This window comes from Mycobacterium sp. WUMAC-067, from assembly GCF_020217485.1.
Taxonomy (GTDB): domain Bacteria; phylum Actinomycetota; class Actinomycetes; order Mycobacteriales; family Mycobacteriaceae; genus Mycobacterium.
In genome coordinates, this window is record NZ_JAEKMI010000042.1 from 1 (window position 1) to 18,684 (window position 18,684).

Sequence of the window (18,684 nt, forward strand, 5' to 3'; positions counted from 1 at the left end):
CGTCGACGACTCCTTCTTCGACCTCGGCGGCGACTCGCTGTCGGCGATGCGCCTGATCGCGGCCGTGAATACCGGTCTGAATGCCGGGGTTTCGGTGCGGGCGTTGTTCGAGGCGCCCACGGTGGCGCAGTTGGCCCCGCGCCTCGACGGCGGCGCGCAGCGGCTGTCGCGGGTGGTGGCGGGCGAGCGGCCGGCGGTGGTGCCGTTGTCGTTTGCGCAGTCGCGGTTGTGGTTCATCGATCAGCTGCAGGGGCCCTCGCCGATGTACAACATGGCGGCCGCGCTGCGGCTGCGCGGGCCGCTGGACACCGGCGCGCTGCGTGCCGCGCTCATCGACGTGGTGGCCCGCCACGAGAGTTTGCGCACGGTGTTTGCCGTGTCCGACGGGACGCCACAGCAGGTGGTGATACCCGCCGAGGGGGTCGATATCGGGTGGGACTTGATAGATGCCGCCGGCTGGTCGCCGGCACAGGTAAAGGAGGCCGTTGATGCCGCAGCCGGTTATGCATTTGATCTGTCAGCCGAAATACCCTTTCAGGCACAACTTTTCCAACTCGCCGAAGACGAGCATGTGCTGGTGGCGGTGGTCCATCATATTGCTGCGGATGGTTGGTCGCTGAATCCTCTGGTACACGACCTCGGCGTCGCCTACGCCGGCCGCTGCGCCGGACGGGCACCGCAATGGTCGCCGCTGGCGGTGCAGTACGTGGACTACACGCTGTGGCAGCGAGCCCAATTCGGTGACCTCGACGACCCGGGCAGCCCCATCGTCGGGCAGCTCGCGTATTGGGAGCGGACCCTGGCGGGGCTGCCCGAGCGGGTCGAGTTGCCGACGGACCGGCCGTACCCGTCGGTGGCCGATTACCGCGGCGCCAGCGTGGACATCGACTGGCCGGCCGAGTTGCAGCAACACATCCGCGCGGTGGCGCGGGCGCACCACGCCACCGATTTCATGGTGGTGCAGGCGGCCCTGGCGGTGCTGCTAAGCAAGATCACCGCGACTTCCGATGTGGCGGTGGGCTTTCCGATCGCCGGGCGGCGCGATCCCGCTTTGGACGAGCTGGTGGGCTTCTTCGTCAACACGTTGGTGCTGCGGGTCGATCTGGCCGGCGATCCCAGCGTTGCCGACGTCTTGGCCCGGGTGCGACGGCGCAGCCTGGAGGCCTACGAAAATCAGGACGTGCCGTTCGAGGTGCTGGTGGAGCGGCTCAACCCCACTCGCTCCCTGACGCATCATCCGCTGACGCAGGTGATGTTGGCCTGGCAGGGCAACGATCCCGCCGAGCTGAACCTGGGTGAGCTGCAGATCACCGCAGTCCCGGTCCAGACCCGCACCGCGCGTACGGATTTGACGTTCTCCCTGTTCGAGCGCTGGAGCGGAGACGGCCGCCCCGCGGGGATCGGCGGCACCGTCGAGTTCCGCACCGACCTGTTCGACGTCGCAACCGTTCACACGCTGACCGAACGGTTGCGGCGGGTGTTGGTCGCCGTGACCGCCGACCCGGGCCGCAGACTCTCTTCGATCGACGTGCTTGACGACGACGAGCGCGCCCAACTCGACGAGTGGGGCAACCGTTCGGCGTCGGGCCGGGCGGCGCCGGGAGCGTCGATTCCGGCGCTCTTCGGCGCGTGGGTAAAGCGGGTGCCGCACGCGGTGGCGATCAGTTGCGGCGGACGTTCGTGGACCTATGAGCACGTGGAATCGGACGCGAACCGACTGGCGCACCTGCTGATTGGGCGGGGCGTGCGCCGGGGCCACCGCGTGGGCGTGTTGCTGGAGCGCTCGCCCGAGGCCGTGATCGCGATCCTGGGGGTGCTGAAGACGGGCGCGGCCTACGTGCCGATGGACCCGGCGGTGCCGACGGCGCGGATCGGCTTCATGGTCGCCGACGCCGGCATGCGCGTCGTGGTGACCAGCGGCGAGTTGCGTTCTCGGCTGGGCGAATTCGGCGGGGTCGTCGTCGAGGTCGACGACCCGGGCCTGGCGGCCCATCCGGCGACGGCGGTGACCGGCGTGGGCCCGGCGGCCGACGACATCGCGCACGTCATCTACACCTCGGGCACCACGGGCACGCCCAAGGGGGTGGCGGTCAGTCACGCGAACGTGACGCAGCTGTTCGGCTCACTGGACGCCGGAGTGGAACTGGGGCCGGAACAAGTATGGAGCCAGTGCCATTCGCTGGCGTTCGACTTCTCGGTGTGGGAGATCTGGGGGGCGCTGCTGCACGGCGGCCGCCTGGTGGTGGTGCCCGATTCCGTGGCCCGTTCGCCGGAAGAGTTGCACGCCACGCTGATCGGCGAGCGCGTCACGGTGTTGACGCAGACGCCGACGGCGCTGGGGATGCTGTCGCCGCAGGGCCTGGAGGCGGTCACGCTGGTGGTGGGGGCCGAGCCGTGTCCGGGAGAGCTGGTGGATCGCTGGGCGCCCGGCCGGGTGATGCTCAACGTGTACGGCCCGACGGAGACCACCATGTGGGTGTCGCACAGTGCGCCCCTGACGGCGGGGCCGGCGCGGTCCGAGCCACCGGCGATCGGGTCGCCGGTGGCCGGGGCGGCGCTTTTCGTGCTGGACGCGTGCTTGCGTCCGGTACCTGCCGGGGTGGTGGGGGAGTTGTACGTGGCCGGCGCCGGGGTGGGCGCCGGCTATCTGGGCCGGGCGGGCCTGACCGCGTCACGTTTTGTGGCGTGCCCGTTCGGCGGGCGCGGGACGCGCATGTATCGCACCGGCGACATGGTCCGGTGGAGCGGCTCTAGTTTCGGCGACGGGCAGTTGCACTACGTGGGCCGCGCCGATGAGCAGGTCAAGGTTCGGGGCTATCGCATCGAGCTGGGCGAAATCCGCTCTGCGCTGGCCGAATTGGAGGGCATTGAGCAAGCCGCGGTGATTGCCCGCGAGGATCGTGCCGGCGAGAAGCGCCTCGTCGGCTATGTGACCGGAGCCGCTGACCCCGCCGATATTCGGGCCCGGTTGGGTCAGCGGCTCCCCACCTACATGGTGCCGTCGGCGGTGGTGGTGCTCGACGCAATGCCGTTGACGGTCAACGGCAAGCTCGACACCCGCGCCCTGCCCGTGCCGGAGTACCGGGACGTCGACCGCTACCGCGCGCCGGACGACGCGCTCCAGGAGGCCCTGGCCGGCATCTACGCCCGGGTGCTCGGCGTCGAACGCGTCGGGGTCGACGACTCCTTCTTCGACCTCGGCGGCGACTCCTTGTCCGCGATGCGTCTGATCACCGCGGTCAACGCCGACCTGGACGCCGGGCTGACGGTCCGATCCGTCTTCGAGGCCCCCACCGTCGCGCAGTTGGCGACGCGGGTCGAGGCGGGCGCCCGTCGGGCCGGAGGGTTGGTGGCCGGCGAGCGGCCGGCGCTGGTGCCATTGTCGTTCGCCCAGTCCCGCCTGTGGTTCATCGAACAGCTGCAGGGGCCGTCGCCGGTGTACAACATGGCGGTCGCCCTGCGGCTGCGCGGGCGCCTGGACACCGACGCGATGGGGGCCGCGCTGGACGACGTGGTGGCCCGCCACGAAAGCCTGCGGACGCTCTTCCCCGCGCCCGACGGCGCCCCCCACCAGGTGGTGGTGCCCGCCGAGCGGGCCGACGTCAACTGGCAGGTCGTCGACGCGACGCGGTGGCCCGCGTCCTGGCTGGCGGAGGCCACCCAGGACGCGGCGCGCTACACCTTCGACCTCGCCACCGAAATCCCGGTGCGGGCATGGCTTTTCCACACCGGCGAGGACGAACACGTGTTGGTGGCCGTGGTCCATCACATCGCCGCGGACGGATGGTCGCTGACGCCGCTGGTGCGCGACCTGGGGGCGGCCTACGCCAGCCGGTGTGCAGGGCGGCCCCCGGAGTGGTCGCCGCTGCCGGTGCAGTACGTCGATTACACGCTGTGGCAACGCGCCCAATTCGGCGACCTCGACGACCCCGACAGCCCGATCGCGGCGCAACTGAACTACTGGGAGCGGGCCCTGGCCGGGCTTCCGGAACGCGTTGAGCTGCCCACGGATCGGCCCTATCCGCTGGTGGCCGACTATCGCGGGTCCAGTGTCGACGTGCAGTGGCCGGCCGCCCTGCAGCACCAGGTCGCCCAGCTCGCGCGGGCACACAACGCAACGAGTTTCATGGTCGTGCAGGCGGCCCTGGCGGTGCTGTTGTCCGCCTTGAGCGCGAGTTCCGATGTGGCCGTGGGGTTCCCGATCGCCGGGCGGCGCGACCCGGCCCTGGACGAGGTGGTCGGGTTCTTCGTCAACACCCTGGTCCTGCGGGTCGACCTCAGCGGCGAACCCAGCGTCACCGAGCTGCTGGCCCGGGTGCGACGGCGCAGCCTGGACGCCTACGAACACCAGGACGTGCCGTTCGAGGTGCTGGTGGAACGGCTCAACCCCACCCGCACCATGGCGCATCATCCGCTGGTGCAGGTCATGCTGGCCTGGCAGAACAACGATCCCGTCGACATGAGCCTCGGCGACGTGCGGGTGACGCCGCTGCCGCTGGAAACCCAGGTGGCCCGCATGGATTTGGTGTGGTCGCTGGCCGAACAGTGGGACGAGGACGGCGAGCCCGCCGGCATCGGCGGAACGGTGGAATTCCGCACCGACGTCTTCGACGCGGCCAGCATCGAGACGCTCGTCGCGCGGTTGCGGCAGGTGTTGGCCGCCATGACCGCCGACCCCGCCCGACCGCTGTCATCGATCGACGTGCTGGGCGCCGACGAGCACGCGCGTCTCGACGCGATGGGCAACCGCGCCGTGCTGAGCCGTCCCGCCACCGGACGCGCGTCGATTCCGGCGTTGTTCGCCGCGCAGGTCGCGCGGGCGCCCGACGCGGTCGCGATCACCTGCGGCGCGCGGTCGTGGACCTACCGCGAACTGTACGAAACCACAAACCGGTTGGCGCACACGCTGATTGACCGTGGTGCGGGCCCGGGCCAGCGGGTGGCGGTGGTGCTCCCACGGTCGGCCGAGGCGATCGTGGCGATCCTGGCGGTGCTCAAGACCGGGGCGGCCTATGTGCCGATCGACCCGGCGCTGCCGGCCGCCCGCATCGACTTCATGCTCACCGACGCCGCGCCGATCGCGGCGATCAGCACGACCGAACTCCGCCCCCGGCTACGCAATCCCGAACTCGTCATCGATGTCGACGACCCCGCCGTGGCCACCCAACCCGCCACCGGGTTGCCGGACCCGTCGCCCGACGACATCGCGTACGTCATCTACACCTCCGGAACCACCGGTGCGCCCAAGGGGGTGGCGGTCACGCACCACAACGTCACCCAACTGTTGCGGTCGGTCGACGCCCAACTGGGCCTGGGGCAGGTGTGGAGCCACTGTCACTCCCTGGCCTTCGACTTCTCGGTCTGGGAAATCTTCGGCGCACTGCTGCGCGGCGGGCGCCTGGTCGTCGTACCCGACGACATCGTCCGCTCGCCGGAAGACCTGCACGCCTTGCTGATTGCCGAACGCGTCACCGTGTTGAGCCAGACCCCCTCGGCGGTGGCGGCGCTCTCGCCGCACGGACTGGAATCGGTGGCGCTGGTCGTCGGCGGTGAGCCGTGCCCGGTCGAGGTGATGGATCGGTGGGCCCCCGGGCGGGTGATGGTCAATCAATACGGACCCACCGAGACCACGATGTATGCGGCCATGACGGCGCCGCTGACGGCGGGCCGCGCTCCGGTGCCGATCGGTTCGCCGGTGCCCGGGGCCGCCCTGTTCGTGTTGGATCCGTGGTTGCGCGCGGTGCCGCCCGGCGTGGTCGGTGAGCTCTACATCGCCGGCCGCGGCGTCGCCGCGGGTTATCTGGGCCGGGCGGCGTTGACGGCGTCGCGGTTCGTGGCGTGTCCGTTTGGCGGGAACGGGACCCGGATGTATCGCACCGGGGACGTGGTGCGGTGGGGCGACGATGGTCAGCTGGAGTACCTCGGGCGCGCGGACGAGCAGGTCAAGATTCGCGGGCACCGCGTCGAGCTGGGCGAAATCCGTTCCGCGCTGGCCGAATTGGACGGCGTCGAGCAGGCCGTGGTGGTCGCCCGTGGTGACCACGCCGCGGCGCGGCTGGTGGGCTATGTGACCGGTGCGGTCGACCCGTCCGGGCTACGGGCGCGGCTCGCCGAGCGGCTGCCGTCCTACATGGTCCCGTCGGCGGTGGTGGCGCTGGACGCGTTGCCGTTGACGGCCAACGGCAAGCTCGACACTCGCGCCCTGCCGGAACCGGAATACCCGGTGAGCCGGTACCGGGCGCCGTCCGACGCGATCGAGGAGATCCTGGCCGGCATCTACGCGCAGGTGCTGGGCGTGGAGCGCGTCGGTGTGGATGATTCGTTCTTCGACCTGGGTGGGGACAGCATCCTGTCGATGCAGGTGGTGTCCCGGGCGCGGGCGGCCGGCGTAATGTGCCGTCCCCGAGATGTTTTCGTCGAGCAGACGGTGGCGGGGCTGGCGCGGGTCGTCACGCTGGCCACCGGCGAGGACGACGTCGTCGACGAGGGGACCGGGCCGGTGGTGGCGACCCCGATCATGCGGTGGCTGCAGGACATCGACGGGCCGGTCGAGCAGTTCAACCAGACCATGGTGCTGGCCGCGCCCGCCGGGGTGAGCCAGGCCGATGTCGTGGCGGTGCTGCAGGCGTTGCTGGATCGCCATCCGATGCTGCGGCTCTGCGTCGACGACGACGGTGCCGGCGGCTGGGACTTGCACGTTCCTGAGCCGGGTGCGGTGGATGCCCGGGCCTGCCTGCGCGCCGTCGACGTGCTCTCGGAGGCAGCGCTGATGCGGGCCCGGTCGCGGCTGAACCCGGACGCCGGCGTGATGCTGTGCGCGGTATGGGCAAGCGCGACAAACCAATTAGCGTTGATCGTCCACCACCTGGCCGTCGACGGCGTGTCGTGGCGGACCCTGATCGAGGACCTCAACATCGCCTGGGCCCAACATCACCGCGGCCAGCCCATCGAGCTGCCCGCGCCGGGCACCTCGTTCGCCCGCTGGTCGTCGCTGCTGGCCGAGCACGCGAAGGACGCGGCGGTGACCGAGCAGGCGGACGCGTGGCGACGGATCGCCGAGACGCCGCCCGCGCTGCCGCCCGCCCAGCCGTGGGACACGTACGAGTCGGCCGGGCAGTTGTCGGCGTCGCTGGACGCAGAGACGACCCGCCAGCTGCTGGGAGAGGTGCCCGCCGCGTTTCACGCCGGGGTGCAGGACATCTTGCTGATCGCCTTCGGCCTGGCGTTCACCGAGTTCCTGGGGTCCGTGGGGACCGTGACGCCGATCGGCATCGACGTCGAGGGTCACGGCCGCAGCGAGGAGCTGGCCCCGCACGCGGACCTGTCGCGCACCGTGGGGTGGTTCACCGCGAAGTACCCCGTCGCCCTGAACGTCCACGGGCTGGACTGGGCCCGCGTCGTCGCGGGCGAGGCCGCGCTGGGCGCGGCGATCAAGGACGCCAAGGAGCAACTGCGCGCCCAGCCCGACGGCCTCACCTACGGGCTGTTGCGTTACCTGAATCCCGAAGTGGGCCTGGGCGTCCCGGACCCGGCCATCGGGTTCAACTACCTGGGCCGCCTCGGCGCAGCGTCCACCGAACTGTCCGACGAGCTATGGCGACTCAGCCCGAACAGTCTGGCGCTGAGCGCCGCGACCGCTGCGGTGGCCCTGCCGCTGCCGCACACGCTGGAACTCAACGCCGGCACCATGGACACCGAGGCTGGCCCGCACCTGCACGCCAACTGGACGTGGGCGTCCTCGGCGCTGACCCACGAACAGGTAAACCTGTTGAGCCAGTTGTGGTTTGACGCGCTGGCCGGATTCTGCGCGCACGTGCGCCGTGGCGGCGGCGGGTTGACCCCGTCGGACATCGCCCCGGCACGCCTCACCCAGCAGCAGATCGACGACCTCGAACGGCGCTACGACGTCGCCGATGTCTTGCCGCTGACCCCGCTGCAGCAGGGACTGCTCTTTCATTCGACGACGCAACCCGACGGTGACGTGTACGCCGTCCAGCTGAACATCACGCTGCGCGGCGCGCTCGACCCGCAGCGGCTGCACCGCGCCGTGCAGATGGTCGTCGCCCGCCACCCCAACCTCGCGGCCCGGTTCTGTTCCGACTTCGGCGACCCGGTGCAGATCATCCCGGCGGACCCCGAAATCGCCTACCGGAAAGTCGAACTCGACGGCGGTGACATCGACGACCAAGTCCGGCGGATCTCCGCTTCGGAACGCGCCGCGCTGCGAGACCTCGCCGGCCAACCGCCCTTGCGGGCCACGCTGGTGCGCACCGCGGACGACGAGTTCCGGTTCGTGCTCACCGTCCACCACATCGTGATGGACGGCTGGTCGCTCCCGATCCTGCTGCAAGAAATCTTCGCCGGCTATCACGGGTCCCGGCTACCCGCGCCGGCGCCCTACCGCCGCTTCGTCACCTGGCTCGCGCAGCGCGACGCCGCGGCCGCCCGCGCGGCCTGGCGCGCGCTGCTCGACGGTTTCGATACCCCCACCCTGGTGGCGCCGCCGGGCCGCGCAGAACTCGGGCCGCGGGGAGTCGCCGTCGTGCAGCTCTCCGCCGAAACTACCGGTGCGCTCGGCGAACTCGCCCGCTCCCGTCGCACCACGCTGAACACCGTGCTGCAGGCCGCCTGGGCGCAGCTGCTGATGTCGCTCACCGGCCGGCGCGACGTCGCCTTCGGCACCGCGGTGTCCGGCCGGCCGGCCGACCTGCCCGGCGCCGAATCCATGGTGGGCCTGCTGATCAACACCGTGCCGGTGCGCGCCCACGCCACCGCCGCGACGACCGTCGCCGAATTTCTGGACCGGTTGCAGCGCGCCCACAACGACACCGTGGAGCACCAGCACCTGGCGCTGAACGACATCCACCGCAGCACCGGGCACGACCAGCTCTTCGACACGTTGCTGGTGTACGAGAACTATCCGATCAACGCCGCGGCGCTCTCGGCGGCCGAGGACTTGACCGCCACCGAATTCACCAGCCACGACTACAATCACTACCCGCTGTCGCTGCAAGCCATGCCGGGCGACGAATTGCGCCTGCGCATCGAGTTCGACACCGACGTGTTCGACCCGGCCGCCGCCGACGCCCTGCTCGAGCGGTTGCACCGGCTCCTTGCGGCCATGCCCACCGATCCGGCCCGCCGGTTGCTGGCACTGGATCTGCTCGACGCGCCGGAGCATGCCCGGCTACACCTGTGGGGCAACCGGGCGGTGCTGACCGAGCGACCGCGCGCCCCGCTATCGCTGCCGGCCGTGTTCGCCGCGCAAGTGGCCCGCGTTCCCGAGGCGGGAGCGGTCACCTTCGAGGGCCGCTCGATGACATACCGCGAACTCGACGAGGCATCGAATCGACTGGCGCACACGCTGATCGAGCGCGGGGCCGCGCCGGGGGAGTGCGTGGCGCTGCTGTTCCCCCGCTCGGCCGAGGCCATCGTGGCGATCCTCGCGGTGCTCAAGACGGGGGCGGCCTACCTGCCGATCGACCCGGCCCTGCCCGCGACGCGCATCGAGTTCGTGCTCGGCGACGCCGCCCCGGTGGCCGCGGTCACGACCGCCGACCTGCGGGCCCGGCTGGACGGATTCGACCTACCGGTCATCGATGCCGGCGACGCCGCCCGCACCGGCTCCACCGCCCCGTTGCCGACGCCCGCGCCCGAGAACATCGCCTACCTCATCTACACCTCGGGGACGACCGGCGTCCCGAAAGGCGTTGCGGTCACCCACCATAACGTCACCCAGTTGCTGGAATCCCTGCGCGCGCCGCTGCCCGGGGCGGGGGTGTGGTCGCAATGCCACTCGTACGGCTTCGACGTCTCGGTGCAGGAGATCTGGGGCGCGCTGGGCGGCGGTGGCCGGTTGGTGGTGGTGCCCGAGTCGGTGACACGCTCGCCGGACGAGCTGCACGCCCTGCTGGCCGCCGAGCGGGTCAGCGTGCTGAGCCACACCCCGTCGGCGCTGACCGCGCTGTCACCGCGAAAGCTACACTCGGCGTTGATCATCGGCGGCGAGCCCTGCCCGGCCGCGCTCGCGGACCAATGGGCCCCGGGCCGGGTGATGATCAACGCCTACGGCCCGACGGAAACCACCGTGGACGCGGTGCTCAGCACGCCGCTGTCCGCGGGCGTCGGGCCGCCGCCGCTGGGGTCGCCGGTCGCCGGGGCCGCGCTGTTCGTGCTGGACGACTGGCTGCGGCCGGTACCCGCCGGCGCGATCGGCGAGCTGTACGTGGCGGGGCGCGGCGTCGCGGTCGGGTATGCGCGCCGCGCCGGTTTGACGGCATCGCGGTTCGTCGCCTGCCCGTTCGGTGCGGCCGGTGCGCGCATGTACCGCACCGGCGACCTGGTGCGCTGGGCACCCGACGGCAAGCTGCACTACGTCACCCGCGCCGACCACCAGGTCAAAATTCGTGGCCACCGCATCGAACTGGGCGAAATCCACACGGCGCTGGCCGAATTGGACGGGGCCGGGCAGGTCGCCGTGATCGCCCGCGAGGACCAGCCCGGCGATAAGCGGCTCGTCGGCTACATCACCGGCACCGCCGACCCCGCCGGGCTCCGCACCCTGCTGGCCGAACGGCTACCCGGCCACATGGTGCCGGCCGCGGTGGTGGCGATCGAGGCATTGCCGCTGACACCCAACGGCAAGCTCGACACCGGCGCCCTGCCGGCACCCGAATACACCGCCGGTCGGTATCGGGCCCCGTCCACGCCCACCGAGGAGATCTTGGCGGACATCTATGCCCAGGTGCTGGGCCTCGAACGGGTCGGCGTGGACGACTCCTTCTTCGACCTGGGCGGGGATTCGCTGTCGGCGATGCGGGTGATCGCGGCGATCAACACCGGGCTCGACGCGCGCCTCGGCGTCCGAACGCTGTTCGAAGCGCGCACGATTGGTCAGCTGGCCGCGCGCGTCAGCGCAGGCGGCGCCCGCCGCGCCGGCGTGGTGGCAGCCGCCCGGCCGGCGGTGGTGCCGCTGTCGTTCGCACAATCGCGGCTGTGGTTCATCGATCAGCTGCACGGGCCGTCACCGGTGTACAACATGGCGGCGGCGTTGCGCCTCACCGGACGCCTGGACGTCGGCGCGCTGGGCGCCGCGCTGCGCGACGTGGTAGCGCGGCACGAGACTCTGCGGACGGTGTTCGCCGCCACCGAGGGCATACCGCAGCAGGTGGTGCTGCCGCCCGACCGGGCCGACGTCACATGGCAGACCATCGACGCCACCGACTGGTCACCGGCCCGGCTGGAGGGCGCCATCGGCGACGCGGCCCGGCACACCTTCGAGCTTGCGACCGAAATCCCCTTGCGGGCAATGCTTTTCCGGGTGGGCGACGAGGAGCACGTGCTGGTGGCCGTGGTACACCACATCGCCGCCGACGGCTGGTCGCTGACCCCGCTGGTCCGCGACCTGGCCCTCGCCTATGCCAGCCGGACGGCCGGGGACCCCCCGGACTGGGCGCCGCTGCCGGTGCAGTACGTCGACTACACGCTCTGGCAGCGCGCCCAATTCGGCGACCTGGAAGACCCGGACAGCCCGATCGCCGCCCAGCTGGCGTACTGGGAGGAGGCGCTGGCCGGACTGCCCGAACGGCTGGAGCTGCCCACCGACCGCCCGTACCCCGTGGTGGCCGACTACCGCGGCGCCAGCGTGGCCGTGGATTGGCCCGCGGAGTTGCAGCAGGGGGTCCGGGCGGTGGCGAGCGCACACAACGCGACGAGTTTCATGGTGGTGCAGGCCGCCCTGGCGGTGCTGCTGGCCAAGATCAGCGCGAGTTCCGATGTGGCCGTGGGTTTCCCGATCGCCGGCCGGCGCGACCCCGCCCTCGACGACGTCGTCGGCTTCTTCGTCAACACCCTGGTGCTGCGCGTCGACCTCGGCGGTGACCCCTCGACGACCGATCTACTGGCCCGGGTGCGCCAACGCAGCCTGGCCGCCTACGAGCATCAGGACGTGCCGTTCGAGGTCCTCGTCGAACGGCTCAACCCCACCCGCAACCTCGCTCACCACCCGCTGGTGCAGGTCATGCTGGCCTGGCAGAACGACGAACCCACCGACCTGAGCCTCGGCGATGTGCGCGTCACCGCACTGCCGGCCGACACCCGCACCGCCCGCACCGACTTGGCCTGGTCGCTGGCCGAACGGTGGACCGCCGACGGCCGGCCGGCCGGCATCGGCGGCGCCGTGGAATTCCGCACCGACGTCTTCGACACCGCCACCGTCGAAGCGCTGATCACCCGCCTGCATCGGGTCCTGACGGCCATGACCGCCGACCCCGCCCGGCGGCTCTCGTCGATCGACGTGCTCGGCGCCGACGAGCACGCCCGCCTCGATACGATCGGCAACCGCGCGGCGCTGGATGGCCCGCCGCGCCCGCCGGTGTCCATCCCCGCGCTCTTCGCCGCCCAAGTCGCGCGTAGCCCCCAGGCGGTGGCGCTGACCGCCGCGGACCGCTCGATGACCTACCGCGAACTCGACGTCTCCGCAAACCGACTGGCGCACTTGCTCATTGAGCGGGGTGCCGGGCCGGGGCAGTGCGTGGCGGTGCTGATGGAACGCTCGGCCCTCGCGGTCACCGCGATCGTGGCGGTCCTGAAGACGGGGGCCGCCTACCTGCCGATCGACCCGGCGACACCGGACGCCCGGCTCGCGTTCATGCTGACCGACGCCGCACCGATCGCCGCCATCACCACCACGGACCTGCGAGACCGGCTGGACGGGTTCGACGGAGCGGTCATCGACGCCGACGAACCCGCCGTGCACACCCGGCCCGCCACCGCCCTGCCGGCCCCGGACCACGAGAACATCGCCTACGTCATCTACACCTCCGGCACGACCGGCACCCCCAAGGGCGTGGCGGTCACCCACCACAACGTCACCCAGCTGCTCGGCTCGCTGCGCGAGATTGTGGCGCCGGCGACATGGAGCCAGTGCCATTCGCTGGCCTTCGACTTCTCGGCGTGGGAGATCTTCGGCGCGCTGCTGGGCGGCGCGCGGCTGTTGATCGTGCCCGACGAGGTGGTGCGCTCGCCGGAAGACCTGCACGCCTTGCTGATTGCCGAGAACGTCAGCGTCCTGAGCCAGACCCCGTCGGCGTTCTCGGCGCTGCAGAGCGCGGACCGCGCCCAGTCGGGTCCACGGCTCAACGTCCAGACCCTCGTGTTCGGCGGCGAAGCGCTGATTCCGCAGCGGCTGGCGAAATGGCTCGACAACCATCCCGGACGCCCGCGCGTGATCAACATGTACGGCATCACCGAGACGACGGTGCACGCCTCCTACCGGGAAATCGTCGACAGCGACGTCGACGCGACCGCGAGCCCCATCGGAACGCCGTTGGCGCATCTGGGATTTTTCGTGCTGGACGCGTGGCTGCGGCCGGTGCCCGCCGGCGTGACGGGCGAGCTGTACATCGCCGGCTCCGGCGTGGCCGCGGGATACCTCGGCCAGGCCGGTCTTACGGCGTCGCGGTTCGTGGCCTGCCCGTTCGGCGCGGCCGGCGCGCGCATGTATCGCACCGGGGACCTGGTGCGTTGGAGCCCGGGCGGGCAGCTGCACTATCTCGGTCGCGCCGACGAACAGGTCAAGATCCGGGGCTACCGCATCGAGCTCGGCGAGATCCAGTCGGCGCTCACCGAATTGGACGGCGTCAAGCAGGCGGCGGTCGTCGCCCGCGAGGACCGGCCCGGCGACCGGCGGCTCGTCGGCTACGTCACCGGCACCGCCGACCCGGTCGACATCCGCGCCCGGCTGACCGAGCGGCTGCCGGCCTACATGGTCCCGGCCACGGTGCTCGCCGTCGACGCAATGCCGTTGACGCCCAACGGAAAACTCGACACCCGCGCGCTGCCCGCGCCCGACTACTCGCGCTGGTCCCAGGGCTCCGATCAGTACCGCGCCCCGACCACCGCCGTCGAGCAGGCGCTGGCCGCCATCTACGCTCACGTCCTGGGCGTCGAGGGTGTCGGGATCGACGACTCCTTCTTCGACCTCGGTGGGGATTCGCTGTCGGCCATGCGGCTGGTCGCGGAGGTCAACGCCGGCCTCGACGTCCACCTCGGCGTGCGAGCGTTGTTCGAAGCGCCCACCATTCGCCGATTGGCGGCGCGCCTGGGTACCGACGGCGGCGGACGCGCACCGCTGGTGGCCGGCGAGCGGCCGGAGATGGTGCCGCTGTCGTTCGCCCAGTCACGGTTGTGGTTCATCGGCCAATTGCACGGGCCCTCACCGGTGCACAACATGGCGATCGCCTTGCGGCTCGACGGGCGCCTCGACGCCGAGGCGTTCGGCGCGGCGCTGGCCGACGTGATGGCCCGTCACGAGAGCCTGCGGACGATGTTCCCGGCGCGCGAGGGAATACCGCGGCAGCTGGTCGTCGGCGTGGACGAGGCCGATTGCGGCTGGCAGATCAGCGACGCGCGCGGGTGGTCGACCACCCGGCTGGGCAACGCCGTCGAGACCCTGGTGGGTCACCGGTTCGACCTGGCCACCGAAATTCCTTTGCGGGCAATGCTTTTCCGGGTGAGCGATGACGAGCACCTGCTGGTGGCCGTGGTGCACCACATCGCCGCCGACGGGTGGTCGCTGACCCCCCTGGTCCGCGACCTGGGAGAGGCCTACGCCAGCCGCTCGGCCGGGTGCGCGCCGGACTGGGCGCCGCTGCCGGTGCAGTACGTCGACTACACGCTGTGGCAGCGCGCCCAATTCGGCGAACTGCAGGATCCGCACAGCCTGATCGCCGGGCAGGTGCGGTATTGGGAACACACCCTGGCGGGTATGCCCGAGCGGCTCGAATTGCCCACGGACCGGCCTTATCCGTTGGTGGCCGATTTCCGCGGCGCCAGCGTGGCCGTGGATTGGCCCGCGGAGTTGCAGCAGCGCGTGCGCGCGGTGGCCAACGCGCACAACGCGACGAGCTTCATGGTGGTGCAGGCCGCGCTGGCGGTGCTGCTCGCCAAGGTCAGCGCGAGTTCCGATGTGGCGGTGGGCTTCCCGATCGCCGGGCGGCGCGACCCGGCCCTCGACGACGTCGTGGGCTTCTTCGTCAACACCCTGGTGCTGCGCGTCGACCTGGCCGGTGACCCCACCATCGCCGAGGTGCTCGCCCACGTCCGCGCGCGCAGCCTGGCCGCCTACGAGCATCAGGACGTGCCGTTCGAGGTCCTCGTCGAACGGCTCAACCCCACCCGCAACCTCTCGCACCACCCGCTGGTGCAGGTCATGCTCGCCTGGCAGAACACCGACTCCGCCGACCTGAGCCTCGGCGATGTGCGCGTCACCCCCCTGCCGGTCGAGACCCGCACCGCCCGCATGGATCTCGCGTGGTCGCTGGCCGAGCGGTGGAGCGCCGACGGCCGGCCCGAGGGGATCGGCGGCGCCGTGGAATTCCGCACCGACGTCTTCGACACCGAGACCATCGAAGCGCTGGTCACCCGCCTGCATCGCGTGCTGACGGCCATCACGGACGACCCCACCCGGCGGTTGTCGTCGATCGACGTGCTCGGCGCCGACGAGCACGCCCGCCTCGCTGCGATCGGCAACCGCGCGGCGCTGGATGGCCCGTCGCGCCCGGCGGTGTCGATCCCGGCGGTGTTCGCCGAGCACGTCGCGCGCACCCCGGAGGCGGTGGCCATTACCCACGGTGCGGATTCGTGGACCTACCGCGAACTCGACGAGGCCGCAAACCAGTTGGCGCACTTGTTGCTTGACCACGGAGCGGGGCCGGGGCAGTGCGTGGCGCTGCTCGCCGAGCGCTCGGCGCGGGCCGTCGTCGCGATCCTGGCGGTGCTCAAAACCGGGGCCGCGTACGTCCCGATCGACCCGGGCCTGCCCGCCGCCCGGATCGACTTCATGCTCTCCGACGCCGCACCGGCGGCGGTGATCACCACCGCCGATCACCGCTCGCGTCTCGACGATTTCGCCGTGCTGGTCATCGACCTCGATGACCCGGCGATCCAGCACCGGCCCACCACGGCGTTGCCGGCGCCGGCGCCGCACCACCTCGCCTACACGATCTACACCTCGGGCACCACCGGAGTCCCCAAGGGCGTGGCCGTCACCCATCGCAACGCCACGCAACTGTTCGCCTCCCTGGGCGCGTCCGGTCTGCCCGCGGGGCCCGGGCGGGTGTGGAGCCACTGCCATTCCCTGGCCTTCGACTTCTCGGTGTGGGAGATCTTCGGCGCGCTGCTGCACGGCGGGCGGGTGCTCGTCGTACCCGACGACGTCGTGCGCTCGCCGAAAGACCTGCACGCCTTGCTCGTTGCCGAAGGCGTCGACATGCTGACCCAGACGCCGTCCGAGGTGGCGATGCTCTCACCGCAGGGCCTGGACTCGGCGGTGCTGGCGGTCGCGGGTGAGGCCTGCCCGGTCGAGGTGGTGCAGCGGTGGGCGTCCGGGCGGGTGATGGTCAACGTCTACGGCCCCACCGAGATCACGATCGTCGCGGCCGTCAGCGCCCCGCTCACCCCGGGACCCGACGCGCCGCCGATCGGTTCGCCGGTGTCCGGGGCCGCCTTGTTCGTGCTCGACGGATGCCTGCAGCCGGTGCCCGCGGGCGTGGTCGGCGAGCTGTACGTGGCCGGTGGCGGCGTGTCGGCCGGCTACCTGGGCCGGCCCGGTTTGACCGCGTCGCGGTTTGTCGCGTGCCCGTTCGGTGGGGACGGGGCGCGCATGTATCGCACCGGGGACCTGGCGTGGTGGGGTTCCGACGGGCAGCTGCGCTACGTCGGCCGCGCCGACGAACAGGTCAAGATCCGCGGATATCGCATCGAACTCGGCGAAATCCAGGCCGCGCTGGCCGCACTGGACGGGGTCGAGCAGGCGCTGGTGATCGCCCGCGAGGACCGCCCCGGCGACAAACGGCTGGTCGGCTACATCACCGGCACCGCCAACCCGCCCGAGCTGCGCACCCAGCTGGCCGAGCGCCTGCCCGCCTACATGGTGCCGGCCGCGGTGGTCGTGCTCGACGCGCTGCCGCTGACGCCCGGCGGCAAACTCGACACCCGCGCCCTGCCCGCCCCCGACTACCAGGGCGGCGACGACTACCTCGCGCCGGCCACCGCGGTAGAGGAGATTTTGGCCTGGCTCTACGCCCAGGTGCTGGGTCTGGAGCGGGTAGGGGTGCAGGAGTCGTTCTTCGACCTGGGCGGGGATTCCCTGTCGGCCATGCGCCTGGTCGCCGCGATCTACAACGCCCTCGACATCCACCTGCCGGTCCGCGCCGTCTTCGAGGCGCCGTCGGTGCGCAGCCTGAGCCAGCAGCTCAACCGCGATCCCGGTGCGGCGGAAGGCCATCGGGCCGACTTCGCCTCGGTGCACGGCCGCGACGCCACCGAGGTGTACGCCTGCGACCTCACGCTGGACAAGTTCATCGACGCCCCGACGCTGGCCGCCGCGCCGGCGCTGCCGGGCCCGAGCTCCGAGGTGCGCACGGTCCTACTGACCGGGGCCACCGGCTTCCTCGGCCGTTACCTGGTGCTGCAATGGCTCGAGCGGCTGGAACTGGCCGACGGAAAGCTGATCTGCCTGGTGCGGGCCACCTCCGACGAGGACGCGCGGCGCCGGCTCGAGAGGACCTTCGACCCCCCGGGTTGTGCGGGCGACCCCGCCCTGCGGCGGTACTTCGACGAACTCGCCACCGATCACCTCGAGGTCATCGCCGGCGACAAGGGCCAGGCCAACCTGGGCCTGGACGAACAGACGTGGCAGCGGCTGGCCGACACCGTCGACCTGATCGTCGACTCCGCGGCCGTGGTCAACGGCGTGCTGCCCTACAGCGAGCTGTTCGCCCCCAACGTCGCGGGCACCGCCGAGCTGATCCGGCTGGCGCTCACCACCAAACTCAAGCCGTACACGTATGTCTCGACGGCCAACGTGGGCGACCAGATCGAGCCGTCGGCGTTCATCGAGGACGCCGACGTCCGCGTCGCCGGCCCGATCCGCACCATCGACGGCAGCTATGGCAACGGCTACGGCAACAGCAAGTGGGCCGGCGAGGTGCTGCTGCGCGAGGCCCACGACCTGTGCGCGCTGCCCGTCGGGGTGTTCCGCTGCGACATGATCCTGGCCGACACCACCTACGCGGGCCAGCTCAACCTGTCGGACATGTTCACCCGGCTGCTGTTCAGCGTCGTCGCCAGCGGCGTCGCGCCGGCCTCGTTCTACCAGCTCGACTCCCGCGGCAACCGGCAACGCGCGCACTTCGACGCCCTGCCCGTCGAGTTCGTCGCCGAGTCGATCACCACGCTGGGCGCCCAGGTGGGCCGCGAATCAGCGGCGGGGTTCGAGACCTACCACGTGATGAACCCGCACGACGACGGCATCGGGCTCGACGAGTACGTCGACTGGGTGATCGAGGCCGGCTACCCGATCGAGCGGGTCGACGACTTCGGGGAGTGGCTGCACCGGATGGAAACCGCGTTGCGCGCCCTGCCGGAGCGCCAGCGCCACCAGTCGGTGCTGCAGCTGTTGCAGTTGCGCAACGCGCAGCACGTGCCGCCGGCCGACCCGGCGCGCGGCTGCCTGGGGCCGACCGAGCGCTTCCGGGCCGCGGTGCAGGAAGCCAAAATCGGCGCCGACAACGACATCCCGCACATCAGCGCGGCGGTGATCGTCAAATACGTGACCGACCTGCAGCTGCTCGGTCTTCTCTGAAACACCTTGGCCGGTAGCGTATTTCGCTGCCGCGGCCC

1 protein-coding gene is annotated in these 18,684 nt (G+C 71.2%); it reads left to right on the forward strand.

Annotated elements, in window-relative coordinates:
• The coding region (locus JF781_RS22305) for a non-ribosomal peptide synthetase (RefSeq protein ID WP_225341306.1) at positions 1 to 18,646 on the forward strand (18,646 nt) is incomplete at its 5' end.
• Positions 18,647 to 18,684: the final 38 nt, after the last annotated feature.